The 26,287-nt window shown below is 40.4% G+C and carries 29 protein-coding genes; 12 read left to right on the top strand and 17 right to left on the bottom strand.

Annotated elements, in window-relative coordinates; genetic code table 11:
* Positions 1 to 43: 43 nt before the first annotated feature.
* Positions 44 to 550, bottom strand: a complete 507-nt coding sequence (locus tag JET18_RS09575) for a pyridoxamine 5'-phosphate oxidase family protein (protein ID WP_202090380.1) — start codon at positions 548 to 550, stop codon at positions 44 to 46.
* A 193-nt stretch (positions 551 to 743) separates the two neighbouring features.
* Here JET18_RS09575 and JET18_RS09570 point away from each other — a divergent pair, with 193 nt between their 5' ends.
* Positions 744 to 1,538, top strand: coding sequence for an AraC family transcriptional regulator (locus JET18_RS09570; protein WP_202090379.1), 795 nt, complete (start codon positions 744 to 746; stop codon positions 1,536 to 1,538).
* Positions 1,539 to 1,596: 58 nt separating this feature from the next.
* The gene (locus JET18_RS09565) at positions 1,597 to 2,544 is read left to right on the top strand and encodes a nitrilase family protein (protein ID WP_202090378.1); all 948 of its coding nucleotides are present in this window, start codon (positions 1,597 to 1,599) and stop codon (positions 2,542 to 2,544) included.
* Positions 2,545 to 2,711: 167 nt separating this feature from the next.
* On the opposite strand, the gene JET18_RS09560 is transcribed toward JET18_RS09565, so the two are convergent.
* From JET18_RS09560 to JET18_RS09545, 4 genes are all read right to left on the bottom strand, one after another.
* Entirely contained in the window at positions 2,712 to 3,065 is a 354-nt protein-coding gene (locus JET18_RS09560) for a rhodanese-like domain-containing protein (RefSeq protein WP_202090377.1), read from the bottom strand.
* Positions 3,062 to 3,364, bottom strand: coding sequence for a DUF3817 domain-containing protein (locus JET18_RS09555; protein ID WP_202090376.1), 303 nt, complete (start codon positions 3,362 to 3,364; stop codon positions 3,062 to 3,064). Before JET18_RS09555 ends, JET18_RS09560 begins: the two co-directional genes overlap by 4 nt.
* A gap of 2 nt (positions 3,365 to 3,366) precedes the next feature.
* On the bottom strand, positions 3,367 to 3,825 hold the full coding sequence (locus JET18_RS09550) for a hypothetical protein (protein ID WP_202090375.1): 459 nt from the start codon (positions 3,823 to 3,825) through the stop codon (positions 3,367 to 3,369).
* A gap of 69 nt (positions 3,826 to 3,894) precedes the next feature.
* Positions 3,895 to 4,485, bottom strand: coding sequence for a TetR/AcrR family transcriptional regulator (locus JET18_RS09545; protein ID WP_202090374.1), 591 nt, complete (start codon positions 4,483 to 4,485; stop codon positions 3,895 to 3,897).
* A gap of 152 nt (positions 4,486 to 4,637) precedes the next feature.
* On the opposite strand from JET18_RS09545, the gene JET18_RS09540 reads away from it, so the two are divergent.
* A complete protein-coding gene (locus JET18_RS09540; protein ID WP_202090373.1) occupies positions 4,638 to 5,858 on the top strand; it encodes an MFS transporter in 1,221 nt (406 codons plus the stop codon).
* An 89-nt stretch (positions 5,859 to 5,947) separates the two neighbouring features.
* On the opposite strand, the gene pdeM is transcribed toward JET18_RS09540, so the two are convergent.
* The 4 genes from pdeM to JET18_RS09520 all read right to left on the bottom strand — a co-directional run bounded on the left by pdeM (position 5,948) and on the right by JET18_RS09520 (position 11,868).
* Entirely contained in the window at positions 5,948 to 6,592 is a 645-nt protein-coding gene (pdeM, locus tag JET18_RS09535) for a ligase-associated DNA damage response endonuclease PdeM (RefSeq protein ID WP_202090372.1), read from the bottom strand.
* A 221-nt stretch (positions 6,593 to 6,813) separates the two neighbouring features.
* Positions 6,814 to 9,267, bottom strand: a complete 2,454-nt coding sequence (locus JET18_RS09530) for a ligase-associated DNA damage response DEXH box helicase (protein WP_202090371.1) — start codon at positions 9,265 to 9,267, stop codon at positions 6,814 to 6,816.
* Between the two features lies 1 nt (position 9,268).
* On the bottom strand, positions 9,269 to 10,849 hold the full coding sequence (locus JET18_RS09525) for an ATP-dependent DNA ligase (protein ID WP_202090370.1): 1,581 nt from the start codon (positions 10,847 to 10,849) through the stop codon (positions 9,269 to 9,271).
* Positions 10,846 to 11,868: a ligase-associated DNA damage response exonuclease gene (locus tag JET18_RS09520; protein WP_202090369.1), complete on the bottom strand. Its 1,023-nt coding sequence runs from the start codon at positions 11,866 to 11,868 to the stop codon at positions 10,846 to 10,848. Before JET18_RS09520 ends, JET18_RS09525 begins: the two co-directional genes overlap by 4 nt.
* A gap of 183 nt (positions 11,869 to 12,051) precedes the next feature.
* On the opposite strand from JET18_RS09520, the gene JET18_RS09515 reads away from it, so the two are divergent.
* The 5 genes from JET18_RS09515 to JET18_RS09495 all read left to right on the top strand — a co-directional run bounded on the left by JET18_RS09515 (position 12,052) and on the right by JET18_RS09495 (position 15,293).
* The gene (locus JET18_RS09515; RefSeq protein WP_202090368.1) at positions 12,052 to 12,603 is read left to right on the top strand and encodes a TetR/AcrR family transcriptional regulator; all 552 of its coding nucleotides are present in this window, start codon (positions 12,052 to 12,054) and stop codon (positions 12,601 to 12,603) included.
* A gap of 2 nt (positions 12,604 to 12,605) precedes the next feature.
* On the top strand, positions 12,606 to 13,148 hold the full coding sequence (locus JET18_RS09510) for a PaaI family thioesterase (protein WP_202090367.1): 543 nt from the start codon (positions 12,606 to 12,608) through the stop codon (positions 13,146 to 13,148).
* Between the two features lie 126 nt (positions 13,149 to 13,274).
* Positions 13,275 to 14,066 carry an SDR family oxidoreductase gene (locus JET18_RS09505; protein WP_202090366.1) on the top strand — a complete coding sequence of 264 codons (792 nt, stop codon included), beginning with the start codon at positions 13,275 to 13,277 and terminating at the stop codon, positions 14,064 to 14,066.
* A 3-nt stretch (positions 14,067 to 14,069) separates the two neighbouring features.
* Positions 14,070 to 14,471 carry a GlcG/HbpS family heme-binding protein gene (locus JET18_RS09500; RefSeq protein WP_202090365.1) on the top strand — a complete coding sequence of 134 codons (402 nt, stop codon included), beginning with the start codon at positions 14,070 to 14,072 and terminating at the stop codon, positions 14,469 to 14,471.
* A gap of 18 nt (positions 14,472 to 14,489) precedes the next feature.
* Positions 14,490 to 15,293 carry a helix-turn-helix domain-containing protein gene (locus JET18_RS09495; RefSeq protein WP_202090364.1) on the top strand — a complete coding sequence of 268 codons (804 nt, stop codon included), beginning with the start codon at positions 14,490 to 14,492 and terminating at the stop codon, positions 15,291 to 15,293.
* Positions 15,294 to 15,497: 204 nt separating this feature from the next.
* On the opposite strand, the gene JET18_RS09490 is transcribed toward JET18_RS09495, so the two are convergent.
* From JET18_RS09490 to JET18_RS09475, 4 genes are all read right to left on the bottom strand, one after another.
* Positions 15,498 to 16,574 carry an SDR family oxidoreductase gene (locus JET18_RS09490; RefSeq protein ID WP_202090363.1) on the bottom strand — a complete coding sequence of 359 codons (1,077 nt, stop codon included), beginning with the start codon at positions 16,572 to 16,574 and terminating at the stop codon, positions 15,498 to 15,500.
* An 81-nt stretch (positions 16,575 to 16,655) separates the two neighbouring features.
* A complete protein-coding gene (locus JET18_RS09485; protein WP_202090362.1) occupies positions 16,656 to 17,237 on the bottom strand; it encodes a Crp/Fnr family transcriptional regulator in 582 nt (193 codons plus the stop codon).
* A 177-nt stretch (positions 17,238 to 17,414) separates the two neighbouring features.
* Entirely contained in the window at positions 17,415 to 17,870 is a 456-nt protein-coding gene (locus JET18_RS09480) for a PPC domain-containing DNA-binding protein (protein WP_202090361.1), read from the bottom strand.
* Between the two features lie 57 nt (positions 17,871 to 17,927).
* On the bottom strand, positions 17,928 to 18,773 hold the full coding sequence (locus JET18_RS09475) for an NAD(P)-dependent oxidoreductase (protein WP_202090360.1): 846 nt from the start codon (positions 18,771 to 18,773) through the stop codon (positions 17,928 to 17,930).
* Between the two features lie 441 nt (positions 18,774 to 19,214).
* Here JET18_RS09475 and JET18_RS09470 point away from each other — a divergent pair, with 441 nt between their 5' ends.
* Positions 19,215 to 19,844 (top strand): chloramphenicol acetyltransferase, encoded by a 630-nt coding sequence (locus JET18_RS09470; protein ID WP_202090359.1) that lies wholly within the window; start codon positions 19,215 to 19,217, stop codon positions 19,842 to 19,844.
* A 223-nt stretch (positions 19,845 to 20,067) separates the two neighbouring features.
* On the opposite strand, the gene JET18_RS09465 is transcribed toward JET18_RS09470, so the two are convergent.
* The gene (locus JET18_RS09465) at positions 20,068 to 20,661 is read right to left on the bottom strand and encodes a Crp/Fnr family transcriptional regulator (RefSeq protein ID WP_202090358.1); all 594 of its coding nucleotides are present in this window, start codon (positions 20,659 to 20,661) and stop codon (positions 20,068 to 20,070) included.
* Positions 20,662 to 21,283: 622 nt separating this feature from the next.
* Here JET18_RS09465 and JET18_RS09460 point away from each other — a divergent pair.
* Positions 21,284 to 21,625 (top strand): helix-turn-helix transcriptional regulator, encoded by a 342-nt coding sequence (locus tag JET18_RS09460; protein ID WP_202090357.1) that lies wholly within the window; start codon positions 21,284 to 21,286, stop codon positions 21,623 to 21,625.
* Between the two features lie 18 nt (positions 21,626 to 21,643).
* On the opposite strand, the gene JET18_RS09455 is transcribed toward JET18_RS09460, so the two are convergent.
* The gene (locus tag JET18_RS09455) at positions 21,644 to 22,375 is read right to left on the bottom strand and encodes an MBL fold metallo-hydrolase (RefSeq protein WP_202090356.1); all 732 of its coding nucleotides are present in this window, start codon (positions 22,373 to 22,375) and stop codon (positions 21,644 to 21,646) included.
* Between the two features lie 75 nt (positions 22,376 to 22,450).
* Complete coding sequence (locus JET18_RS09450; protein ID WP_202090355.1) at positions 22,451 to 23,200, bottom strand: NUDIX hydrolase; 750 nt, start codon at positions 23,198 to 23,200, stop codon at positions 22,451 to 22,453.
* A 426-nt stretch (positions 23,201 to 23,626) separates the two neighbouring features.
* Between JET18_RS09450 and JET18_RS09445 the strand changes: the two genes are divergently transcribed.
* Positions 23,627 to 24,823 (top strand): MFS transporter, encoded by a 1,197-nt coding sequence (locus JET18_RS09445; protein WP_202090354.1) that lies wholly within the window; start codon positions 23,627 to 23,629, stop codon positions 24,821 to 24,823.
* Here the strand turns inward: JET18_RS09445 and JET18_RS09440 are convergent.
* Positions 24,813 to 25,193, bottom strand: coding sequence for a winged helix-turn-helix transcriptional regulator (locus JET18_RS09440; protein WP_202090353.1), 381 nt, complete (start codon positions 25,191 to 25,193; stop codon positions 24,813 to 24,815). The two genes, JET18_RS09445 and JET18_RS09440, sit on opposite strands and share 11 nt — an antisense overlap.
* A 158-nt stretch (positions 25,194 to 25,351) precedes the next feature.
* Here JET18_RS09440 and JET18_RS09435 point away from each other — a divergent pair, with 158 nt between their 5' ends.
* A complete protein-coding gene (locus tag JET18_RS09435) occupies positions 25,352 to 26,287 on the top strand; it encodes an alpha/beta hydrolase (RefSeq protein ID WP_202090352.1) in 936 nt (311 codons plus the stop codon).

The raw sequence follows: 26,287 nt of genomic DNA, 5'->3' as shown, positions 1-26,287 counted from the left end.
GTTGTAAAAAAGCCGGCTGAGAGATTCTCAGCCGGCTTTTATTTTATACGGTTGCATTTCCTTCCACACCATCGGCATTGTTGGTTTTAATGCCTGTAAGCGCCGAAGCCACAAAACTGAATAAACTGACCAGTTTTCCTGCCTTGGTATCCCAGTAATAGGTTTCCTTAGGTTCTACGCGGATAATGGTGACATCCGGATCATCTTTTCCGTCAAACCACGCTTTTGCCATAGGCGACCATTTTTCTTCAATAGTGGCTTTATCTTTATAAACAGAGGCCTGGCCATAAACAGAAAGATATTGGGAATCACTGTTGTTCATAAAGAAAAGCTGTACTCTGCGGTCTTCTTTTATTTCAAAATTCTTATTACTCGTTCCGCTGCTTATAAACCATAGATTTCCGCTGTCATCCGTTTCCTGCAGGGTCATGGGACGGGAATTTACCGGAACCGTTTCAAGTTCGGTACAAAACATACATATTCTGGCTTTTTCAGACAGTTCCTGAATCTTTTTAATAGCCTCGAGGTGGGTTAAATTCTGTGTTGACATATGATTATATTTTATGGGTTGGTATTGAATGAGATTTAAATGCTATTTTGATTTGAAAATCAATGAATTGCTTATTAAAATATTCAAATACCTGACCAAACGGAATTATAATGTGGTACCATCGGCTAAAAAATTCATGTAAAATCATGAATATCCGGTGTTTTAATCTCCCGGATTTATGTAATTTTGAAGAATGCAGATCGAGGCACCTGAATATTTATCAACCTATATCAGGCATTATATCTTTTTAGAAAATGCCGGGGATGAGTATAGAAACCTGCGGTTATTCACAGACGGCAGCACCGGATTGATTTTGTCAGGAAGCCAAAACCTGTACTCAGATACAATACATATTCCGTCTTCCTTTTTTTATGGACAGCCCGCCGGATATAAAGATTTTACCGCCCGTGGACCGTTTTCTATGATCGCTGTGGTTTTTCAGCCTTATTTTTTTAATATTCTTCTTAAAATTTCAGCAAAAGAAGCAAAGAACCGGATTATTTCTGCTGAAGATGTTTTAAAAAACGAACTGCTGCCTTTTCAGGAAAGTCTTATGGAGGGAATACATCCCAAAATAATTATTCATCAGCTGAATCTTTTCTTTACAAGGTTCCTGTCCGGGAAAATAAGTTCCGATCATGCATTAATTAAAGCCGTTCAGGAGTTGATGATTAAAAATAAAGGTTTGGTTTCTTCAAAAGACCTGGAGCATTTCACCGGATATTCTGAACGTCAGCTTGAAAGAAAGTTTGAAAACTACATTGGTTTAAGTCCTAAAAAATATTCAAATATCATCAGGCTGCATCATTTCATTAATCTGATCAGAAAAAATCCTTATGGAGAAACTATAGCGGGGCTTTCATATGATTCGGGCTTTACTGACCAGTCCCATCTGATTAAAGATTTTAAAAACAATACAGGTTTAACACCCACTCAGTATTTAAAAACTGAAAATAAATTGGCGGTCAATTTCATAGAGATGCAGTAGAAATGTCGGTTTTTTACAATCTTCAAATGATCCGGCGGGATAATTTTGCAGAAAAAAGATGGACCATCTCAAAATTTCAACAGCCCAGTTCGAAAATAGAAGCGGAGATAAGGAGTACAACCTTTCAGTCATAGAGAAACTGGCTGCCGAAGCCGCTTCCAAAGGCTCACAGGCTATTGCATTTCATGAATGCTCAGTGACAGGCTACACTTTTGCCAGAAATCTTACCAAAGAACAGCTTCTCGATATTGCAGAATACATTCCGGATGGAAAAAGTATTGAAAGATTACAACAGATTGCTGTGCAGTACAATATCACGGTATTAGCCGGACTTTTCGAAAAAGACAATGAGGGGAACCTGTTCAAAGCCTATGTATGTGTTGATAAAACCGGCCTGAAAGCTAAATACAGGAAGCTTCATCCTTTTATCAATCCCAATCTGACTCCTGGAAATGAATACTGTGTTTTTGAAATCCATGGCTGGAAATGCGGAATTCTTATCTGCTATGACAACAATATCATTGAAAATGTAAGGGCAACAAAACTTCTGGGAGCAGATATTATTTTTATGCCGCATGTTACGATGTGTACGCCTTCCACAAGGCCGGGAGCAGGATTTGTAGACCCGGAATTATGGAAGAACAGAATAACTGATCCCACATCGCTGCGTCTGGAATTTGACAGTATGAAAGGACGGGACTGGCTCATGAAATGGCTGCCTGCCAGAGCGTATGACAATGGAGTGTATGCTGTTTTTTCAAATCCTGTCGGGATGGATGATGATCAGCTGAAAAACGGATGTTCCATGATCATTGATGCTTTTGGGGATATTATCGCTGAATGCCGTTCTTTTGATGACAGTTTTGAAACAGTTGTGATCACCCCTGAAAAGCTTACTCAGGCCGGAGGAAGCAGATATGTTAAAGCCAGAAGACCGGAATTGTACCGCGATATTATCGGGATGGAGCATGATTCTGAACAGAAAGTAGTCTGGATGAAAGATTAAGGATTGGAAGAGGGAAGAGGGAGGATGGAAGTTATTCTTGCCAAAGTTTAAAACCTCTGCAAGAATTCTAAGAACTTTGCTTCGAGTAAGGAAGAAATTAATTCAAACAGAATAATAGCCAATCTTCAGGACCCGTAATACCTTCCATCCTCCATCCTCAGACTTCCTTACTCTATCACCCCCTGAAGATCACTCCACGCACCGCCATTATGAACATGCTTAAAGCCTCTGTCTTTCAGAATATTTTCAGCTTTGACACTGCGCAACCCATGTGAGCAGACTGTGATGTAAGTTTTCTCCGGATTGAGTTCAATATACCTTTCTCTGAGGGTTCCCAGAGATATATTGACGGATCCTTCAATATGGCCTGTTTTATACTCATTCTCAGTTCTTACATCCAGAATGACAGCGCCTTTTCTAATCAGTTGATCTAAGCCATCATCCAGGGTCTGATATCTGTAAACACGGTAAATAACATAAACAGCCAGTACAATGGCGCCAAGTAGCAGAATACTTTTCATAGCCTGCTTAGGATTTTATGGTCAATATAAAAGGTCCCGAAAGGAATAAAACACGCTAAAAGTACTTTCCAGGTGGTTTCCCGAAACTTCCACTGCTGTTCCACACCTACGCTTAAAGTATTAAACAGGAAAAGAAGAAACAGGGTTCCGTGAACAGGGCCCATCATTTTTACGAGGGCTGGATTTCCTAATCCGTATTTCATGGGAACCGCAATGAATACTAAGGTCAGGAGAGATATTCCTTCCAGAATAGCCAGAATTCTCAGGCGTCCGATTTTTGTTTTAAATAAATGCATCATAATTATCTGAAATAAGGTCTGTTAACAAAAGGGGAGAACGGCCACGGGATCGCTATAAAAATAACGGCAAGCGCAATAGTGAACCAGATTAGTATGGTTTTAAATTTTTCCGGGTCTGTATCTTTTCTCTTGGCTAAAGCGGAACCAATGGTGATCAGGACAACAGCAGTGATCATAAGAGAAATATGAATTATCCCAAAGAAAAGCAGGTCCAAAGATTCTTTCGCTTCACTGAAATTTTTCCAGAAATACTTTACAATAGGACTTTTAATATAGAATATAATCCCCAGAATCAATTGGATGTGAGCGATGGTTGCCGTCCAGTGGCGTACCGAATCATCGGTTTTTGAAAATGACTTTTGATAAAAATACCCTCTGAAAGCTCTCCAGATGGCATAAACAAGACTTAATAAAACGATCCACCGGAATGAGGAATGCAGAAAAGTAAGCGTCTGGTACATGATGATTTTTTTGAATGCTTCAAAGGTATAACAAAAACATACTAGTTAGTATGTTTTTTGATAAAAAAATTATTGAAGAGAATCAAAATAAGATCTAAGTCCTTTTAAATAAATAAGATATGCTGATTTTGAATTCTCTAATTTTCCTAAATTCCGCACTCCCCAATAGCCGGACATCACAAAAACCGCGATTTCTCTGGCATTGACCTTTTCTTTTACAGAACCTTGCTTCTTTCCGTTTTCAATACAGGTGATCATCGCATTTTCCCAGCGTCCGGAAAGCTCATTCAGGGCTTTGGTGAAATCCATATGCCAGGGAGCCATTTCCTGGGTGAAATTGGAAGCGGGGCAGCCATATTCTACCTTTAAAAAATCGTTTTCCATCAAAATATCATATACCTGCTGGTAGATGCTTTCCAGCGGATTGTCAGTGTTTTGAAGCGGTTCAATAAAAGTACTTTTAAAGTTGTTTTTCAGAAGTTCATTGATGATCGCCAGACCCATTTCATCTTTGGTTTTAAAGTGATAATAGAAAGCGCCTTTTGTAACCTGTGTCGTAGCAATGATCTCATCCACACTGGTGGTCTGATATCCTTTTGCGTAGATCAGTTCAAAGGCTTTCTGCAGGATGTTCAGGCGGGTTGCTTCTGATTTTTTCATAAGAAATGCTGACTTTAATGCAAAGGAACGGAATTTTTGATCAAAAAAACAAACTATCATTATTCTGATAATTAACTAGAATTTAAATAATTTTTATAATAGAATAATTCATCGGAAATTTGCCTAGTCAAAACACTACAAATAACAATACAATGAATTATCAAAAAGAAATACAGATCAATACAAAGTCTGCCGTAAAGAGCAAAGGGCTGCCTGCTGCTTTGTGGGCATTAACCATCAGTGCATTCGGAATAGGAACCACTGAATTTGTGATTGTAGGACTTCTTCCTACGGTGGCGGGTGATTTGGGAATCAGCATTCCTTCGGCAGGTCTTCTGGTAAGCCTATACGCGATTGGAGTGGCTATCGGCGCACCTATTCTCACGGCTCTGACAGGGAAAATTCCCCGTAAAATCCTGTTAATTTCAATCATGCTGCTTTTCGTGATCGGAAACGGACTGGCTTCGGTTGCTCCCGGATTTATAACGCTGGTGATGGCCAGAATTCTGACGGGATTTGCGCACGGCGTTTACTTTTCCATCGGTTCAACCATTGCTGCATCGCTGGTACCGGAAGAGAAAAGAGCAACAGCCATTTCCATCATGTTTGCAGGGCTTACTCTTGCCATTGTAACGGGAGTTCCACTGGGAACTTTTATTGGGCAGCATTTTGGATGGAGAGCCACTTTTATCGGGGTTTCTATCCTGGGGATTATTGGTTTGATCGCGAGTATGCTTCTGGTTCCGAAAAACCTTAAAAGCGACCAGACTGCTTCTCTGAAAAGCCTTCCCAAAGTATTTGGAAACAGACGGATGATTTTCGCCTTTTTAATGACAGCCATGGGATATGGAGGAACATTTGTTGTTTTCACGTATTTATCCCCGATTTTACAGGAAATTACAGGATTTCAGGAGTCTACGGTTACTTTTATTCTGCTTATTTACGGGATTGCGATTGCTTTGGGAAATCTTTTAGGAGGAAAAACGGCGAATAAAAATCCTTTAAAAGCACTTCTGTGGATGTTTGGAGCTCAGGGATTAGTTTTGCTGGCATTTTATTTCACTGCGGGTAATCAGATCTTAAGCATTATCACCTTATTTCTTTTGGGAGGTCTTTCTTTTGCCAGCGTGCCGGGACTGCAGCTTTTAGTGGTTCAGATTGCGGAAAAAGAACTTCCGGGAACCGAAGATGTAGCTTCAGGAATTAATATTGCCGCTTTCAATATCGGGATTGCGATTGGTTCGTATACAGGAGGTATTGTGGTAACTTCTTCTCTTGGACTGGCGAGTACACCATGGATCGGAGCTTTGTTTTTATTCGCAACGGTAGTCATTACGATGTACAGCATCCGTTTAAGCAAAAATCAAAAATAATTTCACCTGTTTATTATATTTTCAAAGACTGTCTGTTACCGGGCAGTCTTTTTCCGCTTACACACTCAACCTTAATCTTAACCTCACCCTTAGACTTCATGAATCTCCGCATCCGTAAACACAAAGAATTTTCCGCCTTTGGGAATATTTTTGGTATCCAACCCTGTAAATTCACTGAATGCCGGAAGCAGCAGCTGGTTGTCCGTCTGAACAAAGCAGGGAAGCCGTATGCTTTTCACTGAAGAATTCAATACAACACCGGGATGAATATGTCCTGTAATCTGAAATTCCGGACGTTTTTTATCAAAATCATGAATCAGGGTAAAATCGCGGATGGTCAGAAAATCAGATTTAAAATTCAGGCATAGTTTCTTCTCCAGTGCCGCAGACAGGCGGTCATGATTTCCTTTAATAAGATAAAACTGAAGATCAGGATACTGGCTTCTCCAGCTGCAGAATTCATCTACATCCGAGTTATCTCCGGCATGAAGCAGATCTCCGACCACGATGAATTTTTCCGGCTGAAAATATTCAATAAGAACGGAAAGCCTCTCCAGATCACTTTTCATAATATGATTGGCCAGCGCAATCCCGTTTTTCCGGAAATGAGCGGTCTTTCCGATATGAAGATCAGACAGGATCAATGCTTTTTCCTTTTTCCAAAACGCTGCACGTTGATTGGTCAAAGTGAAGACTTCGTTGTTGAGAGTGATATTTTTTACTGCGATGTTCAATTTCTTGTAGTATTTGATGATTATTTGAGGTTAAAGGGTGAAGGAACCTGAGAAGGCGGATAGGATGGGCAAAACCGCTGCTGGTGGCTTCGGGAGCCTCAGCCACCAGATATTTGTCGTTTTTTTCACATTTTCCGGTTCCGACAGCTATCACTCTAAAACTCTCCAACACTATGACCCTCGGACCCCGCATCCCGCAACACAACTCATCACTCATCACTTTAAACTCTAAAACTCTTCCCCGCCTGTTCCACCATCTTCCTGATCCTTGCATCCAGACTTTCACTGGAAAGCGTCTGCCTCAGGCTGTCTACCTTGATCGGGAAACTCAATGGAGTAAAGGTATGGGAATATTTTAAAATGATTTTTGATTTTTCAATTCTTTTAAAGGCTTCCACGAGGCGCTGTTCCTGCAGCTGCATATTGAAGACTTCGGTGTAGGCCTGTCTTACAAGGAAATGATCGGGGTCATAATCTTCCAGAACTTTAAAAATAAGGCCTGCAGAGCTTTGTAATGATTTGTTGGAACGTTGTTTTCCGGCGTAATTCTGGATCACCATTCCTGAGATTACAGCAATATCACGGAATTTCCGTCTTGCCATTTCTGCGGAATTGATGCTGGCGATCACATCATTCATCAGATTGTCCCGGGTCAGGATTTTATGAAGATTATCTTCGTTTAACGGAATTTCCTTGTCGCTGAACAGTTCAAAACCATAATCATTCATCGCCATAGAAAAGGAGATGGGAGCGAGCTTTGAAATACGGTACGCAATGAGGGCTGCCATGACTTCGTGGACCAGACGGCCTTCAAAAGGATACATAAACAGGTGATAGCCTTCCCGGTTTTTGATCAGTTCGACCAGAAATTCATCATCTTTGGGAATATGGGAATGTTTTTCCTGGTTGGCGAGTAATGGATGCAAAAATTTCAGTTCTTTTTCTGAAGCTTTCGGATTAAGGGCGTGGGAGAGCTTTTCTCTTAAAAAATGACCTAAATTGGAGCTTAAAGGAAGCCTTCCGCCCAAATAACTCGGAGCCATGGCTTTTCCTTTTGCTGCACGGACGTATACGGTCATATCTTTAATCATGGCTACTTCAAGAGTCCGTCCGGCAAGAATAAATTTTTCTTCTTTTTTTAATTTTGAGATAAAATATTCTTCCACCATTCCGATATAACCGCCAGAAATAAATTTTACTTTCAGCATGGCATCGCTTACAATAACGCCCATATTCATACGGTGAAGCATGGCGATTTTCCGGGAGGTCACTTTGTAAAGGCCGTCTTCCATGATCACAATCTTGTGAAACTCTTCATAGCTTTTTAATACACTTCCGCCAATGGTCAGAAAATCCAGGATGCTTTTCCATTCTTCCGGGGTCATTTCCTGGAATGCAAATACTTTTTTAATTCTTTCAAAGGTTTCTTCGGGATAGAATCCGTCACCTACTGCAAGAGTCATCAGAAACTGAACCAGCACATCGAAACACAGGACCTGCGGATCGCGGGGTTCTATGACTTTCTGTTTTACCGCTTCTTTTAATGCCGCCACTTCGATCAGTTCCAGTGAATGGGTGGGAACGCAGTAAATTTTAGAGGTTTCAAAAGGGGAGTGTCCGCTTCGTCCGGCCCGCTGCAGGAATCTTGCCACACCTTTTGCCGAGCCAATCTGGATGACAGTGTCTACCGGCTTAAAATCGATGCCGAGATCTAAAGATGAAGTGGAAACTACGGCTTTCAGCTTTCCGGAGCTTAAATTTTCTTCAATCCAGATCCGGAGATGGGCATCAATGGAGCTGTGGTGAATGGCAATCTGGCCTGCGAAATCCGGATAGGCGCTCAACAGCAGCTGATACCACATTTCACTCTGGCTCCGGGTATTGGTGAAAACAATGGTAGATTTTGAATCCAGAATAATCGGAACTATTTTGTCGGCCAGTTTTGCTCCCAAATGCCCAGCCCACGGTAAAATTTCAATCTCATCAGGAATTACGGGGATAATGTCTATTTTTTTATGTTCTTTGGCTGTGATTTTGGTCTTTTTGATGTTATAAGGAATTAAAACATCCATGGCCTCATTCAGATTTCCAATGGTAGCCGTAATTCCCCATATTTTTATTTTTGGGACGTATTTTCTTACTTGTGAGATGGCGAGTTCCACCATGACTCCACGCTTTGAACCCAGTAATTCATGCCATTCGTCAACTGCCACACATTTCGTGTCCTGAAAGAACCGGATGTGATTTTTCTGGCCTAAAAGCAGGTGGAGACTTTCGGGGGTAACGACCAGTATTTCCGGCATATTCCGGATCTGCTGCTGTTTTATTTTCTGCTCTGTATCTCCGTTTCTTACTCCTACGGTCCAGTCGAGGCCTATTTCATCCATCGCTTCCTGCATGGCTTTGGCAATATCTTTGGAAAGGGACCGAAGGGGAGTGATCCAGATCATTTTCAATCCTTTTTTGTATTGTTCCGGATGATTCATAAAATCTGAGATCAGGGCAAGGAAAACGGAAAATGTCTTACCAAAACCGGTGGGGGCAACCACCATTCCGCTGTATCCGTTTCCGAATTTCTGCCAGGTGTCTATCTGGAATTTGAAAGGGGAAATACCTTTATCAGCCATCCATTGCTGAATGACTTTAAATCCGTTGGTATTTTCAAATGTTTTCAAATTATTGGATCAGTTTTTTTATTTCTTCAAGTTCGTCTATTTCATCCACCGTTTTGTCTTTCCGCCATCTTACAATTCTTGGAAACCTTAAAGCCACGCCGCTTTTATGCCTGCTGCTGAAACCTATTCCTTCAAAGGCGATCTCAAATACCAGTTCTGCTTTTACCGTCCGCACGGGCCCAAATTTTTCAATGGCATTTTTGTTGACAAACTTACTGACCTCCATGATTTCTTTGTCGGTAAGGCCGGAATAAGCTTTTGCAATGGTTACCAGGGCGTCTCCGTTTTTTACGGCAAAAGTGTAATCGGTGTAGTAGGCGCTTCTTCTTCCGCTTCCTTTTTGGGCATAAATCAAGACGGCATCAATTGTCAGCGGACTTACTTTCCACTTCCACCAGTCGCCTTTTTTCCGGCCGGCATGATAAGGGGAATTTTTCTGTTTCAGCATCAAGCCTTCACTGTTGATGTCTCTGGATCCTTCCCGTATCGCATTAAGATCATTCCAGTTTTCAAACCTAATAACCTCTGAAAGTTTAATATTCTGAGGTGCTTCATTCAGCAGTAATTCTTCCAGCATAGCCCTTCTTGATGCCATTGATTTTTCTCGGAGATCGGTTCCTTCCAGTTCTAAAAGATCATAAACAAAAACTTCAATCGGAATATCTGCCAGCATTTTTTTGGTTAAAGTTTTCCTGTTTAATCTTTTCTGTAATTCATTAAAATTTAAAACATTAGAATCCTTTACCGCAAGTATTTCTCCATCTAAAACAAAGTTGCCTTTCATGAGGAGAACCGTCTCTTTTATTTCCGGGAACTGGTCTGTGACAAGCTCTTCACCCCGGGACCAGATAAAGACTTCATCGTTCCTTTTAATAATCTGGCCACGGATTCCGTCCCATTTATATTCTATCTGCCAGTCTTCAGGATTCCCCAGTTCCTGCAGTTCTTTTTCCAGCGGATAGGCCAGGCAGAAAGGATAGGGTTTTGAATTGTCCGGATTTATATTTTCTGCCGAGATCAGTTCCTGAAATGAAACCTCTCCGGGAATCCATTTACCCATCAGGCTGTGCATCAGTGTGCTGGATTCCTGGGAAGAAAATTTGGTCAGGGCATTGATCAAAGTTTTATCGGAAACCCCAATCCTGAAACTTCCTCCCAGTAATTTATTGAAGATCAAACGTTCCGTATAATCCAATCCGTTCCATGAATGGAGGACAAATTCTTTCTTCTCACTTTCTGACTTCTCTTTTAAATTAACAATATCTGTCATCCATTGGGAAAGGGTACGCTCAATTTTTTCCGAAGGCGGGGGAAGGATCAGGGAAAGGGTTTCACCAAGATCTCCCACTGAAGAATAGCTTTCCTGAAACAGCCAGAACGGCAGTTTTGTAATCTCCAGCGCCCATTCTTTCATGTAATTGGTATTGACATTCCTTTTGGGCCTTTTTCCGGTAAACAGGGCAATAAACCATACTTTATCTTCATCCGGTGCGCGTTCCAGATAATCAATGATGGCTTCTATTTTTGCATTGGTCTTATTGGTGGTTTCCAAGGCATTGATAAGGTCTGCAAAATGTTTCATGGCTCCGGGTTTTCAATGATTTCTTTTTCTGCTTCTTCCTCATCTTCACCGAACTGGGTCTGTACAACATCCGCTTTGATGCCTATTTCATTCAGATATTTTGAAAATATTTCAGTCTGCCCGTGGGTGACGTGTACAATTTCAGCTTCTGTAGCTTTCACGGCCTGCAGTAATCCTTTCCAGTCGGCGTGATCGCTCATGGCAAATCCGGCATCCGCACTGCGCCATCTTCTTGCCCCGCGGACCTGCATCCATCCTGAACAGATGGCTGTGGCAGCATCGGGTATTTTTCTGATGATACTGCTGTCTAAAAGCGCCGGCGGCACAATAACGATCTGATGCTGGACTTCTTTTGCATTTTCCCTGAAATCGGCAATTGTGTAATCAGGAAGCTCAATTCCTACGGATTCAAAGGCTTCATTCAGTTTTCCGATGGAATAATGGGTGTATATTTTCCCTAAACCTTCCACCGCTTTCATAATACGCTGGGCTTTTCCCAATGAATAGCCTATAAATACGGATGTCTTTGAATTTTCCTGGTTTTTAAGCACCCAGGTTTGAAGTTTTTTATTCAGATCCGGAACCTCCAGCCAGTTGTAGATAGGCAGTCCGAAAGTGCTTTCTGTTACAAATTCGTTGCATTTTACCAGCTCAAACGGTGTACTCAGTCCGTCCTCCTGAACTTTATAATCTCCGGATATGACGGTGACATAGCCTTTGTATTCCAATCGTACCTGTGCAGAGCCGATGATGTGGCCGGCAGGATGCAGCGAAACCTTTACCCCGTTGATGGTAACAGTTTCTCCATACTCTACGCTCTGGCATTCAATATCGATCCCGATTCTTTGATAGAGAATGGGTTTGGTATAATGATGGCAAAGGTATTTTTTCATTCCCCAGCGGGCATGATCAGCGTGTCCGTGGGTGATGACGGCTAAATCCACAGGTCTCCAGGGATCAATATAGAATTTTCCCTGCGGACAGTAAATGCCTTCTTTTGTGAATGTTATGAGTTTCAATGGAAAATATTTTGATTTTTCTATAAAACTTTTGTCTTATAGCGTTTTGGTTATACTTTAATCTTCAAAAATCTAACCAATTCCTTTATTTCCCTCTAAAATATTGATTAATCAGGTTTTTAAATTAAAATTTTGAAAATCATTTTTATTTTGTACTTTTATCTACCTACTAATAGATAGATAATGAATACCAAAGATAAAATTATTGAAACCGGAAATCAATTTCTGATAGAGAAAGGATATAATGCGTTCAGTTATGCTGATATATCAAAGAAAATAAATATAAAAACATCATCAATACATTATCATTTTCCAACCAAGGCAGACCTGTGCCTGGCCATTATTGAAGTTCATCAGCAAAGGATTCTGAGCCTGGAACAATCCCAGAAAGCTCTTACGGAAACTGAAAAACTGCAGGGCCTCTTTAATTATTATCTTTTTCTGATAGATAAACGGCAGATCTGCCTAACCGGAACTTTGGCCTCCGACTATCATTCACTGGAAGAAAAGGTTACAGAGAAGCTGAAAGAATTCAATGAAACGATATTATCCCATACTGCAGCAATTTTAGAATCCGGAATTGAAAAAAAAGAATTCCGGGAGATCAGAAACTGCAGACTGAAAGCACTGGAACTGCTGTCTATGCTGGTAGGACTGGCTCAGATAGGAAGGTTATATACGAAAGATAAAATTCAAGTATTGATGAATGAAATTATTGAAAATCTAAAACTTTAACAATGACTTTTTACCAGAATTTAAGCAAATACGGAGCAAAGATTGTTGGACTTCCCAAACTCTTTAAATGGGCATTCAATTTATCTCCCATGTACCGCAGGAGCACAGCCAGAATACAATCGGTGTCTGATGATTTATCAAAAATCTGCATTAAACTTCCCATCACTTATAAAAATAAAAATTATATGGGAACCATCTTTGGAGGCAGTATGTTTTCTTCGGTAGATCCTATACCCATGGTACAACTGATCTATCTTACAGACCATCAATATGTTATTTGGGGCAAATCTGCAGAAATCTATTTCAAAAGACCTGCTCATATTGATCTTCATGCAGAGTTTACTTATACACAGGAAGAATTAAAGGAGATAGAGGAACGAATAAAAACAGAAAAGGAGATTGTGATAGTTAAAACTACTCAGCTTACCGATAAAAGCAAGGAAACTCTTTATTGTGAGATCAGGAAGACGATTTATATTGCCGATAAAAGTTTTTATAAGCAAAAGCGGGAACAAAAAAAGGCAGAATCTGAGAATGTTTCCTAAGTAAAAATTACGTTTGCAAGAATCTGTTCTATCTTGGACTTTTCAGCAATAAAACATTGAGCTTTCCACCAATAAAAACTCTTTGAAAATCCTTGAAATTTGTATCTGTAACAATAAGAAAACAAAATGAGTAAAACAATTTTAATTACAGGTGCAGCAAGCGGTTTCGGAAAAACAGCCGCTTTTGATCTTGCCAGAAAAGGACACAAAGTAATTGCTACGGCACAGGTTTATCCACAGATGAGTGATTTAATCCGTGAAGCAAAAGAACAGGGAATTGAACTGACAGTAGATAAGCTGGATGTGACCAATTCAAGAGACATTGCTTACATTCATCAGAAATATGATATTGATATTCTGATCAGCAATGCCGGTATTATGGAAGGCGGTCCTATCGCTGAGCAGCCGTTGGAATTCATCCGTTCTATGTTTGATGTGAATGTTTTTGGAGGGCTGGAACTTGCTCAGGGCTTTGTGAAAAAATTCATTGAACAGAAAAAACCGGGTAAAATAGTATTTACTACTTCGATGGGTGGTTTATGGACGGTTCCATACGTGGCGGCTTACTGTGCTTCCAAGCATGCGATGGAATCTATTGCAGAAGGTTTAAAAACTGAGCTGGCTCCGTTTAACATTAAGATTGCGACGTGTAATCCGGGTGTTTTTGGAACAGGATTTAATGACAGAGGAGTAGATTCCATCTTCCGCTGGTATGATCCAAAGGTGAATTTCACACCCAATTCAGCGTTTGACGGGGTTGCAGATTCTCTGGCTCACCAGCTGGATCCGCAGTCTATGGCAGATGTAATCGTGGATGTGGCACTGGACGAAAACTCTAATTTCAGAAATGTGCATCCAAAAGAAACGGAAGATTTTGTAAAACAGCTTCAGGCTGAAGCATGGACGGCAAAAAGCTAAATCATGAGCATGACGTATGAACAGGCTGCAAAATCACTCCATGCAGCCGTAGAAAAAGCAAGATCCATCAATATTCCGGTAAGTTTAGCCGTGGTGGACACAGGCGGACATCTGATGGCGCTTGCAAGGCTGGACAGTGTATATGGCGTGATTGATTTTGCTCTTAAAAAAGCAAAAACTGCCGTGATGTTTGGAATTGACAGCGATGTGATGGGAACCATTATTGCCGGAGCAGATATTCACGGATATGGTATGTTGAATTCCAATGATGGACTTTTAACGATTGCCGGCGGCGTAGTGATCAAAGATGCCGAAGGAAAGATCATTGGAGCCATCGCATCTTCGGGCGGAACTCCTGAGCAGGATAAAGAGATTGCGGCGGCGGGTGCTGCGGTTATGGGCTAAATTTCAGATATTTGTATCATGGAGAGAACTTCTGAAATCATTTTCGATAAACTGGTGTATTCCTGTGCTTTTGAAACGTACAGGGGACATGAGGAATTTATTCCGGATCATTTCCTGGGTTTTCAGCTGTCCGGTGAAACGCATGCCTTCCACGATAAAGGTAAAACGATAATCAAGGAGAATACGGTGGTTCTGGTCAGAAAAAACCAGCTGATCCGTACGATCAAGCAGCCTGCAAAAAACGGGAAGTATCAGTTTCTGGCGATTACTCTTGACATGGAAACGCTCCGGCAGTATGCGGCAGAAAATAAAATCACGGCGGTTGATAAATTTCCGGATACCCAAAAGCTTTTCTTTGAATCTGATGAGTTTTTCAGCGGTTATTTTACTTCGCTTCTTCCGTATATCGACAAAACGAAAACAGCGACTTCCAGGCTGATCGTTTTAAAGATCAAAGAAGCGATAGAACTGATTCTCCAGAGCAATCCTGATTTTGTCAATATGCTTTTTGATTTCTCGGAACCGTATAAGATCGATCTGAAGGAGTTTATGAATAAGAATTTCATGTTCAATGTATCTGTGGAAACATTTGCAAGGCTCACAGGCCGCAGTCTTTCAGGGTTTAAACGTGATTTCACTAAAGCATTCAATACCACACCCAAGCAATGGCTTAAAGACAGGAGACTGGATGAAGCCTATTATCAGATCCGGCATAAAGACAAAAAACCGTCGGAGATCTATCTGGAACTGGGATTTGAAAACCTTTCCCATTTCTATTATTCATTTAAACAGAAGTTCGGCCTCACAACCACTGAAGTTTAGAAGTAAATAAAAAAACACATTAATAATAAGAAAGGAGCAACTGATCGTTGCTCCTTTTTTCTCATATGCCGGGATTCTGAAGTGGTAATTATTGAAACCGGAATCAGGACTGCAGACATGTTTTTATTGGTAATTATCCATGTCAAGGTTTTGAACCTTGACATGGATAATAACAGCATCTTCCAACTTTTAATCGAATTCAGATTAAGGGATCAATCTTTCTGCTCTCAGTTTTTCAAACAGCTCAGTAAAAGAATCTTCAGTATTTTGATAGGCTGTAAATCCCAGTTTCCGGCTTCGGGACATATCACACATGACTTCCAGAGGTCTTCCGAGATCCAGATCGGTATGCCATGCAGATGCCAGCCTGTTGATATTATTTTCCTTTAAGCCATGTTTGGATGCTATCTCTTTCCATATTTCTCCGGCATTGTTCAGTTCGTTTTCCAGCGGTCTTACGGTACCGTCAAAATCTTCAACTTCAATTCCAAACCAGTCTGCAAGTCTTTTCCAAAGCCATTTCCAGCGGAATACATCACCATTGGCAATATTGAAAGCCTGGTTCTTTGCCCCATCAGTTGTAGAAGCCCATACCAGTTGTTTTGCTAAAATTCTGGCGTCCGTCACATCAGAAACGCCATTCCATTGCTCGGCAGATCCGGGCCACACAAATTTCCTTCCTGTTTCTTTGCAGATACTTGCATAAACCGCCAGAGTAGTTCCCATATTCATCAGATTACCCACTGCATAACCAATGACCGTGTGCGGTCTGTGGATACTCCATGTAAATCCGTCCCTTTCTGAAGCTTTATAAATTTCATCTTCCTGGGCATAATAAAAATTAGGAAGCGGAAGTCTCGGATGTTCTTCTCTCACAGGAGTCTCCGGAAGCTTTCCTTCTTTGGCATAGGCTTCAAAAGGTCCTAAATAATGTTTAAGTCCGGTGACAAGCGCCACATGTTTTACGGATTGTTTCGGGGCCAGTACATTCAAAAGATTTCTTACCAAAGCACTGTTCACCCGGATATTTTCCTCTTCCGTATCATTCCGCATCCATGTGGTAAAGTAAACGTGGGTAGGAGAGATGCTATCCAATGCCTTATGCAGACTTTCGATATCCAGTAAATCGGCCTTAACCGGAAGAAGTGCAGGGATGTTGCTGTTTGGGTTCCGGGACAGTCCATAAACGGTCCATCCCTGTGATATAAGTTCTTCTGCGAGATTACTGCCTGTAATTCCTGTAGCACCCACAACGAGTGCGGTATTTTTTGTATTGTCCATATTCTTAGATTAACAGGACAAAATTATAAACAGGAAAGGCAGAAACACTTGATCTGGGTCATGGGTTTCTGTTGATTCAGATCAAGTATTGAGGGACCATTTTTTGCGTATTCTGCTTACGGTTTCGGGAGCCAGCCCCAGATAGGACGCAATAAGATTATGCGGAACTCTTTTGATGACTTCCGGGTTTTTCTGAGCAAACTGCATGTATTTTTCTTCTGCTGTAAAGCTGTTGGAAGCCATCAGCCTGTAATCTTTTGTAACCAGGCTGTTTTGGTAGAGGATCCTGAAATAACGGTCCATAACAGGAATTTCCAGCATCATTTTTTCATAATCCTCCAAAGTGATCATTAAGATTTCGGTTTCTTCTACGGCATCGATATTCAGTACGGCTTTTTCCTGGTTGATAAAGCTGTTGAAATCAGAGATCCACCATCCTTCAAACGCAAACATATTGATCTTTTCGTTTCCTTTTTCGTCTAAAACATAGGATTTCAGCAGACCGCTGTTTACAAATGACAGACATTTGCAAATGTCGCCTTCCTGTAGCAGATACTGTTTTTTACGCAGCTTTTTTAAGGTAAAAAATGACTGAATGTCATTCTTCTGTTGTTCTGAAAGGTCAATTTTGTTTTGTATGTGAGCAAGAAGGATGTCAAACATCTGGAAAAGATTTAATCAAAAATACTATTTTAAGACGAGTTTGAACTAAAGAAATTAAACTAACGGGAATGGACACTGGAGGCGGGAAGATGGAAGAACTATCGGACGGTTGATAACAGTCTTTGACAATGACGAACCTATTCAATAATTCTTCCGGTTGGATTTCCCTACATTATTTTATTTTTCAAAATCATAGAAATTGATTCCCGCTTCTTCATTTTTAATTTTCACAACTCTGGTATTGAGCGGATAGAAAATAAATTCTCCTGCGCCACAGATCCTGGCATCCAGAAGATGGCCTGCCAGAGCCGTATAATCTTCTCTTCCCAGCGTAATATGCATATGAAGAACAGGTTTTCCTTCGATCTCAGAAATATTTCCGGAGATATTGGTGATTTCCATCTGTTCTTTAAATGTTTTGTCTGCATAATTCTTATCCGAAGGCTTGAAAAAACGCAGGGTTGCTTCATCCACAGCCCCGATTCCGGTCACTTCCCCGGCTTTGATATTCTGATCTTTAATAAAATCTGTCAAGGTATCCACGATACCTGATCCGTTTTTAATGCTTACGATATAAATCTGATCAACTTTTCTCGCGGACCATGTATTTCCTTTAAAATTTTGAATCTCCATGTGTTTACCTTTAAAAAGATTAATGTTTTTAAATTGCAAGTCTTTGTTTTATTGGGCCTATTTTTTCAGATAATTGATAATCCCGATCACATCATCTTTTCCAAAACCTTCATCATGGGCAGACTGATAGGTTTCGCTTAAAACTTTGGATAAAGGAAAATCGGCCCCGGCTTCTTTAGCGAGCAGAATATCTTTCAGCATCAGATCCAAAGCAAAGGCTGGCTCGTACTGGTCATTAATCAGCATGGGTGTTTTCACTTTGGTAGCTCCGTTTCCACTGGCGCTTTCGTTGATGATTTCCAGCATGGAAGTACGTTCAATTCCTAATTTATCAGCAAACAGAACGGTTTCTGCCAATCCCTGATAAATGGCGGACAGGAAGTAATTGATGGACAGTTTTCCTGCAATTCCTTTTCCGTTTTCGCCCAGATGTTTGACCGCTTTTCCCAGTTTTTCAAAATAAGGCATGGCACGCTGAAGATCTTTTTCCTCACCGCCGGCCATAATAATTAAAGTTCCATCCTTTGCCGGTCCCGTGCTTCCTGCCACCGGTGCATCAATGAAAGAGGCTTCCTTTATTTTGACTGCACCACTGAGCTCAGAAGTTGCCTGAGGAGAAATGGTACTCATATCTATAAAGAGTTTTCCGCTGATGTCTGATTTCAGAATGTCTTCATACACTGCTTTTGCCGCCCTGTCATCCGTAAGCATGGTGAATATGATAGTGTTGTTTTTAACCAGGTCGGAAATTTCTGTATAAACAATTGATTTTTCTTTAAAACTTTCGGCTTTTTCGGCTGATCTGTTGTAAACGGATAGTGGGAAGCCTGCTTTTTCAAGGTTTTTAGCCATTGGATGGCCCATATTTCCTAATCCGATGAATCCTATTTTTTCTGTTTCCATATTTTACTTTTTTAAATGTATGTATTAAACGGACTTTTTAGAAATACTAAAGTCCGGGAATATAGTAATGTACAATATTTAACTGTCTGATTGGAAACAAAAAACCGACCAAAACTGCCTTTCTGATATTAAGGTTCTGCTATATCTCTGATTATTTATTTCAATAATTTATTTAAGGCTGGAAGCTGGAAGCCAGAGGCTGGAGGTTACTACCAGACAATAATAGTAAACAGCTGTTTTTAAATATGTTGAAGCGGATTCTAAAAATTAATAATACCGCGGTGTATTTCTGTCTTTGGACTTCAATAACTTCCCTCTTCCGGCTTCAAACTTCCTTACTCTATTATATAAACGAAAATTTCTTATCCCGAACTCGGATTATTTAAGATAAATTTTCAAAACACAGAAAACTTCCGGAAATTTGCAGCAAATAAAAATTCAATGAAGATCATAGATATCGAAAAATGGAACAGGAAAGAGCATTTTGAATTTTTCTCAAAGATGGCAAGCCCGTATTTCGGCTTTACCACAGAGGTAGATTGTACAAAAGCTTATGCTCATGCAAAGGAAAATGGTGATTCATTTTTTGCCACTTATCTTCACCGGTCGATGGTTGCTGTGAATGCAGTAGATGAACTGAAACTGCGGATTGTTGACAATCAGGTGGTTTTGTATGATGCCATCCATGCGGGAACAACCATCGGAAGGGAAGACGGGACTTTTGGTTTTGCCTTTATTCCGTTTTCAAAGGATTTTGCCGTATTTAATGCGGTTATGCAGGAGGAAATTGAAGATGTACAGCGTACTTCAGGGATCAGGATGAACAACGGTGAGCTTGGGAAAGATCTGATCAGGCATTCTACAATCCCCTGGAACTCGTTCAGTGCTCTGCTGCATCCTACGAGCTTCAACAATTCCGAATCTGTCCCGAAAATTACATTCGGAAAGTTCAATATCAAAGATGGCAAAAAATATCTTCCGGTTTCTGTGGAAGCGCATCATGGGCTGGCAGACGGTATCCACATTGCGAGGTATCTGGAGGAATTTCAACGGCAGCTGGATGGGGAGTAGTTGCGGGGTATTTCGTCCGAGAGTCATAGTGTTGGAGAGTTTTAGAGTGATAGCTAGAATCCTGAAATAGTAAAAAAATGACAAATATCTGGTGGCAGAGGCTCCCGAAGCCACCAGTAGTAACATATCCACAGGAATTTTTTGTTGCGGGATGCGGAGTTCGGGTTATACCTCACAAAATAAACTTCCATTTCCCATCTTCAAAACTTCCAGACCAGGAACTTTAGTACATAATCTTCCTCTTCTCTATTTTTAAAATTTTCTCTTTTTCCATGCTCTTTATTGCTCTGATCACTGTTTCTACGCGGAGGCCGGTAAGTGATGCGAGCTGCTGCCGGGTAAGTGGAATCTGGAAAGAATAGGGCGTCTTGTCTTCGTGGTAGCTTTTAAGATAATCCATCAGCTGTTTCAGTTTCAGGATGGGGTTCTGGGAAGAAAGATTGTAAAGCATGATGTATTTGTAATACATTCTTTCCGCCATGCATTGGTAAACGTTCAATGAAACTTCCTGATTTTGCTTGATCAGATTCAAAAAGCTGGATTTCGGGAGTCTGTAAATGGTGGAATCTTCTATAGCGATGGCATTCATCGGGTAGGGACGGTCTACAAAAAGCAGTGATTCGCCGAAACTGTGGCCGTGCGAAAATATATTCTGAATGAATTCTTTACCGTCTTCCGTATAATTGTTGAGCTTGATCTGTCCTTTTTCGATCTGGTAATAAAATGTAGAAAATTCCCCTTCCCGGAAAATGATATCTCCGGATTCGTAGTTTTTAGTTTCTGCTCCAAATGAAATCAATAAATCTTCAATGATCATAGTTTAATAAGGTTTAATTAAAATTTTAAACAAATGTTTAACCATTGATTTCTTTCATCATGCATTTAAAAAAGAAAGCTCGAAATTTCAATAATGTAAAGAAAGCTCAAATTTTAAACATTCTCTTAAAAATAAGATACCATATATGTACCACAAATATAAATAAATTTACATTTTCAAAATCTCTGGTACCTACCTTAAATAGTAAATAAAATCGGAAAAAATATTGATTGAGATCATAAAAAACAAAATGTCTATTCTGCTACATTTGTTTAAAATAACCAAAAATATAAGGGAATTGAAAAACTTATCTGAAAATAGAAGAAATAGAGTGTTTATAGGCATAACGTGGTATGTATGTGGTATTCCATTTGAGTAAAATTTTAATCCTTTTTTCTTTCTTTGTTCTATTTAAAAGCCATCGGGAGAATTAATTTCAGATTGAAAATTTTAAAAATAATTACCAAAGCCTGGAAAATACAATATAATACTGTTAAATGATAAGAAATGAAAATTTAAACCGATTCAATAAAGCCTCAAAAACAGCTTAAAACAGCGCTAGAAGAAGAGCTTATACTGATTGCCCGTGAAGCGTCAGAAATAAAGAGATGAGAAAAATATTATGAAAAACGAAAAACCGCAATCCAATTTAGAAGATTTGAACCAAAAAATTTTAATGCAGGATGAGATCATGGCTCTAGCCAAAGAGAATTCCCCACGCCTGATGAATAAGGCCAGATTGGTATATCCCGATTTTTTTGATAAAATAGCGAAAGTATATCCCAATCTCAAAAATTCTGAACTTATTTTCTGTATTTATCTAAAACTCAACTTTACCACAAAGGAAATTGCGACTTATACTTTTGTGACCCCAAAAGCCATTCAGAACAGAAAAAACAGAATCAGGAAAAAGCTTAATATTCCTTCTGACCTGGATATCTACAAATGGTTTAATGAATTGTAAACAATTTTGTGCGCCAGACTATATTTGGATTACTGCTTTGTCCAGATCGTGATAAAGCAGTATTTTCCACTGTTCCTCGCTTGCTTTTTTCTGCCATTCCAGTCTCAGTTCCATGGCTTTTCTGCCATCGAAATCACTTTTATAAGCCAGATGGTATTTCAGGTATGATGCCTGCGGAAGATCATCGGCACCGTAAAACACCGTTTCATTATTTTCTCTGATCCAGAACACCTGCATAAAAGGCGTATGGCCGCCCACTACTTCAAAAAAGATCTCCGCACTTATATTTCCCCGGTCTTCATCCATCCAGATAATATTCGGAAGGCTGATGAGTTTTTCCAGGGTATCAAAATCAAAAGAAGGATTTCCTTTATTTTCCAGCGCAAAATCCAGTTCCCGTTTCTGAATATAAATGTCAGCATTGGGAAACACAGCCTCAAAACCATTCTCCGTATTCCGGATGCTTCCGTCAATATGATCCTTATGAAGATGTGAAAGAAGAAGTTTGGTAATTTGTTCGGGACTGATATTTTCCTTTTCAAGAATTTCGGAAACAACGGTCTTTCCAGCAGCATTTTTCCAGCCAATGCCGGCATCTAGAAGGATAAAATCATGCTCCGTGACAATCAGAAAAGGCTGTACGGACATTTTAATTCCCTTGACGGTATCAAAGTTTTTTTCTGTGAGTAGCGTAAAATCTTTTGTTTTGCTTGCAGAGAAATTGCCTTCTTTAAGCGGAATAATTTTCATGCTGCAAATTTCCCTATTATTTCTAAGATTTGAAAATATTTTTCTCAATAGAACACATTGGAAAAAACAATGATGTTACCAGCTGTTCAGGCCGTTTTTCATGGCTCTGGCGTAGTGTTCTTCATCAAAAGAGTAGAGGTCAGGGGCTTTATGGGCGCCGCCGCGTCTTTGCTCTTCAAGCTTTTTCAGAATTCCCAGATTTTTTATTTTACGGTAAAAATTTCCGCGGTTCAGCTCTTTTCCTAAAACGGCTTCATATAATTTCTGCAGCTCAGGAAGGGTGAATTTTTCCGGAAGAAGATTCTGTCCGATAGGTTTTGTGGTAATTTTCTGTCTCAGGGTAAAAAGGGCCTGCTGGATAATTTCATAATGATCCATCCCAAATTCCAGCTCCGGCAGCTTACTGACAAAGACCCACTCACAGGTTTCACTGAACTCATCAGGGATCAGCCGGAACATGGAAGGGCTGTATAATGCGTAATATCCAACGGTAACAAAGCGCTGTTTCTGGAAAAGCGTTTCATCAAAATCTTCAAAGTACAATTCACTTCTGTTTTTCTTTCCAAATACACCAAATTCTTCCAGATAAATATCTGTAATTCCGGATCGCTCTTTAAGAATCCTTTTTACCGCTTCATCCAGATCTTCATCCTTTTTTACATAACCGCCCGGGAGCAGCCATATTTTCCTGTAATTGGTTTTCAATAGCAAAACTTTTAGCTCATTATGCTCAAATCCAAAAATAACGGGGTCGGCTGAAATATGAGGCAGGAAAATTTCCTTTGCTTCTGCTGATTGCTGTATAAGCTGTTGTTTAAAATCCATGGAACGTGTTGAATGTGTCTTACTACAAATTTGCTGAAAAAAAATGAAATTTCATAGAAAATCCCTTTAAATAAAGGCAATTGGGATACTTTTCTATAAATAATTGAAATAAAATACAGATTACACAAAATATTAACAGACATTTTTCCGTTAGAGATAAACACAAAACACATGGCTCCTATTCTGTAAAGCCATTATTGACGAAAAACCTCCCTCTTTTCCTACCGACACATAATTTTACGATTAAATGCCATAGTTGATTGAAAAGAGACCGTTTCCGGACGGTTTCTTTTTTTATTGAGTATCTTTGGCTGTCTTAAGAAGGATGCTGAATTTCCTGGCTTGAATGATAACTTGTCAGCCGCAAGAAATTCTATACTTTCCATCCCTTCTGTAATTAAATTTAAAATAAATCTTAAGTGTATCATGCAGGCAAGCACTTCTCCCGGCATTTCCCGTACTGTAATCTGGCTGATGGCCGTTATTTCAGGTCTTGTAGTAGCCAACAATTATTATAACCAGCCTTTGCTGGCCCTTATTTCAGACGATCTCCATGTTTCCGAAAGCGCGGCGGGCAGGATTTCCGTGCTTACACAGATCGGGTATGCGCTTGGGCTTCTGCTGCTTGTTCCTTTGGGAGATAAGTTTTTCCGTAAGAAACTGATTTTACTGGATCTGGTTCTTGTATTCGGGTCTCTGCTCTGGATGACCTTTGCCACTGAATTATGGATGCTGTACGCAGCGAGCCTGATGATTGGGGCCACTTCGGTGATTCCTCAGCTGTTTGTACCTATTGCCGCAGAATTATCCTCTGATAAAGAAAAATCTTCCAATATCGGGCTTGTCATGTCAGGGCTTCTGCTGGGCATACTTTTGTCCCGTTTTATCGGCGGCATTGTAGGGGAAATATGGGGCTGGAGAGCCATGTTTGGGATCGCGGCAGGACTGATGATCATTGTCTGGCTGGCCGTATATAAAATGCTTCCGGAAATGCTTCCAAATTTTAAAGGAACGTACAAAGAATTAATGCGCTCCGTTGTTCATTTAGCCAAAACACAGCCTATACTACAGCTCGCATCATTCCGTGGTGCAATGGCGTTTGGGTCGATGTGTGCCTTATTTACAACGCTGGTATTTCATATGGAAAAACCTCCTTTCAATGCGGGATCTTCAGTGGTAGGAAGCTTCGGGCTGGCAGGAGCCGTTGGAGCACTGGCGGCAGCAAAAGTGGGGAAACTGCAGAAATATCTGGATATCAACAGAATTATACTGTACTCGCTGTTCATTGTTGTAGGAAGCTGGGCTTTCACCTATTTTGCCGGCGAAACCTATTGGGGACTGATCGTTGGGGTTATTTTGGTAGATCTTGGTGTACAGTCCAGCCATATTATGAATCAGACGAATTATTTCATGATTAAATCCAATGCGGTCAACAGATTGAATACCGTGTATATGGTTTCCTACTTTATCGGAGGATCACTCGGTACCTGGCTCGCTTCTATGGCCTGGCAGTATGCACAGTGGGAAGGAGTTTGCCTTGTAGGAGCTTCTTTCGGACTGTTGGCGATTATAGCTCACGTTTTGTTTTGCAACAAAGTTAATATCTCTCAACCTAAACTTTAGCCTCAATCTCACCATTTTGAACTAAATCCCGGTGCTTATTCCCCCATTTTTCCAGATCTTCCCAGATCGGGATCAGCTCGCGGGCTATATTGGTAAGCTCATAATCCACTCTTGGCGGAACTTCGGCATGCACGGTCCTTTTTACCAGACCTTCTTTTTCAAGTTCCCGTAACTGGAGCGTAAGCATCCGTTCTGTAATTCCACAGATGCGGTCACGGACCTGGCTGAAACGGAGTTTTCCGTCTTTTAATCTGTTTAAAATCAAAAGTTTCCATCTCCCGCCAATCTTGCATACAGCATAAGACAGATCGCATTCCTGGATGTACTTTTTATTGATGTTATTCGTCGAATTTTCCTTTATTTTCCCCATAGCTTACAAATTTGTTAGTACCATACAATTAGCTGTATACCGTGCAAATGTAAGGTTTGAAAATTAATTTTGTCCAAAGAAACTGAAAACAGACATCAGTTCGGGAACAATAGCGCTCATGTTCCCTTTGAAATATCATTAACAGGAAATAAAAAATAATGGAATTCACATCATCAATCAATCAGATCATCAGTCATTTAGAAAAAATACAATCGTTTAATGCACAGAATCCGTTAGACGATACCCGAAAATACCTTGAAACCATGTCACTGCAGCTGAGCGGAAAAAAAGAAGCCGTTGCCATGATAGAAGAGCTTCATGTACCGATAGAAAACCACGAAGTGCCGATCCGGATCTACCGTCCGAAAGGGAAAGGCGGTCAAAAATCATCAGCCATTATTTATATACATGGCGGATGGTTTATTGCCGGCAGTTTTGAAACCCATGATGCTGTGGTACGGAAAATAGCCAACAAAACAGGATCAGCAGTAATCTTCGTTGATTATCGGCTGGCTCCTGAACATCCTTTCCCAGCAGGCTTGAATGACTGCATTGATACTGTAAAATGGGTCATTGAAAATGCAGAATCTCTCGGAATTGATGCCGATCAGATAGGAATTATAGGCGACAGTGCCGGAGGAGCCCTTTCAGCAAGTGTTTCAACACAGATAGGAGAACTTCTGAAATTTCAGGTATTGATTTATCCGGCAGCAGACAATAAACTAAATACAAAATCCTGGGAAACTTATGAAACAGGTCCTGTTTTAAACAAAGAAGGCGGCATTCAGGCGTGGAAATGGTATCATCCTGAAGGTGAAAATACACCCGATCCGCTGGCTGTTCCTGTTTTGATCAAAAATTTTAAGAATACACCGTCTACATTGGTTTTAATTGCAGAACACGATGCCTTGAGAGATGAAGGGCAGGAGCTGGCAGAACATATGAAAGAGGCGGGAATCCCCGTTCAGATCAGCTTTTATAAGGATATGGTTCATGGTTTTATGCATATGGGCGAGGTGCTGAGTGAAGTACAGCTGGCAGTGAATGAAATGGCTGATTTTGCCCGTCAACATCTTGAAACCGTAGAAAAATAG

Source organism: Chryseobacterium endalhagicum, from assembly GCF_016745235.1.
Taxonomy (GTDB): Bacteria; Bacteroidota; Bacteroidia; order Flavobacteriales; family Weeksellaceae; genus Chryseobacterium; species Chryseobacterium endalhagicum.
The sequence above is the reverse complement of the archived record's forward strand: the minus strand, read 5'-3'. Positions and strand labels throughout refer to the sequence as shown.

Coding starts and splice junctions, on each gene's coding strand:
- JET18_RS09575 (WP_202090380.1), bottom strand. CDS start 550: ATGTCAACACAGAATTTAACCCACCTCGAGGCTATTAAAAAGATTCAG.
- JET18_RS09570 (WP_202090379.1), top strand. CDS start 744: ATGCAGATCGAGGCACCTGAATATTTATCAACCTATATCAGGCATTAT.
- JET18_RS09565 (WP_202090378.1), top strand. CDS start 1,597: ATGGACCATCTCAAAATTTCAACAGCCCAGTTCGAAAATAGAAGCGGA.
- JET18_RS09560 (WP_202090377.1), bottom strand. CDS start 3,065: ATGAAAAGTATTCTGCTACTTGGCGCCATTGTACTGGCTGTTTATGTT.
- JET18_RS09555 (WP_202090376.1), bottom strand. CDS start 3,364: ATGATGCATTTATTTAAAACAAAAATCGGACGCCTGAGAATTCTGGCT.
- JET18_RS09550 (WP_202090375.1), bottom strand. CDS start 3,825: ATGTACCAGACGCTTACTTTTCTGCATTCCTCATTCCGGTGGATCGTT.
- JET18_RS09545 (WP_202090374.1), bottom strand. CDS start 4,485: ATGAAAAAATCAGAAGCAACCCGCCTGAACATCCTGCAGAAAGCCTTT.
- JET18_RS09540 (WP_202090373.1), top strand. CDS start 4,638: ATGAATTATCAAAAAGAAATACAGATCAATACAAAGTCTGCCGTAAAG.
- JET18_RS09525 (WP_202090370.1), bottom strand. CDS start 10,849: ATGAAACATTTTGCAGACCTTATCAATGCCTTGGAAACCACCAATAAG.
- JET18_RS09515 (WP_202090368.1), top strand. CDS start 12,052: ATGAATACCAAAGATAAAATTATTGAAACCGGAAATCAATTTCTGATA.
- JET18_RS09510 (WP_202090367.1), top strand. CDS start 12,606: ATGACTTTTTACCAGAATTTAAGCAAATACGGAGCAAAGATTGTTGGA.
- JET18_RS09505 (WP_202090366.1), top strand. CDS start 13,275: ATGAGTAAAACAATTTTAATTACAGGTGCAGCAAGCGGTTTCGGAAAA.
- JET18_RS09500 (WP_202090365.1), top strand. CDS start 14,070: ATGAGCATGACGTATGAACAGGCTGCAAAATCACTCCATGCAGCCGTA.
- JET18_RS09495 (WP_202090364.1), top strand. CDS start 14,490: ATGGAGAGAACTTCTGAAATCATTTTCGATAAACTGGTGTATTCCTGT.
- JET18_RS09490 (WP_202090363.1), bottom strand. CDS start 16,574: ATGGACAATACAAAAAATACCGCACTCGTTGTGGGTGCTACAGGAATT.
- JET18_RS09485 (WP_202090362.1), bottom strand. CDS start 17,237: ATGTTTGACATCCTTCTTGCTCACATACAAAACAAAATTGACCTTTCA.
- JET18_RS09480 (WP_202090361.1), bottom strand. CDS start 17,870: ATGGAGATTCAAAATTTTAAAGGAAATACATGGTCCGCGAGAAAAGTT.
- JET18_RS09475 (WP_202090360.1), bottom strand. CDS start 18,773: ATGGAAACAGAAAAAATAGGATTCATCGGATTAGGAAATATGGGCCAT.
- JET18_RS09470 (WP_202090359.1), top strand. CDS start 19,215: ATGAAGATCATAGATATCGAAAAATGGAACAGGAAAGAGCATTTTGAA.
- JET18_RS09465 (WP_202090358.1), bottom strand. CDS start 20,661: ATGATCATTGAAGATTTATTGATTTCATTTGGAGCAGAAACTAAAAAC.
- JET18_RS09460 (WP_202090357.1), top strand. CDS start 21,284: ATGAAAAACGAAAAACCGCAATCCAATTTAGAAGATTTGAACCAAAAA.
- JET18_RS09455 (WP_202090356.1), bottom strand. CDS start 22,375: ATGAAAATTATTCCGCTTAAAGAAGGCAATTTCTCTGCAAGCAAAACA.
- JET18_RS09450 (WP_202090355.1), bottom strand. CDS start 23,200: ATGGATTTTAAACAACAGCTTATACAGCAATCAGCAGAAGCAAAGGAA.
- JET18_RS09445 (WP_202090354.1), top strand. CDS start 23,627: ATGCAGGCAAGCACTTCTCCCGGCATTTCCCGTACTGTAATCTGGCTG.
- JET18_RS09440 (WP_202090353.1), bottom strand. CDS start 25,193: ATGGGGAAAATAAAGGAAAATTCGACGAATAACATCAATAAAAAGTAC.
- JET18_RS09435 (WP_202090352.1), top strand. CDS start 25,352: ATGGAATTCACATCATCAATCAATCAGATCATCAGTCATTTAGAAAAA.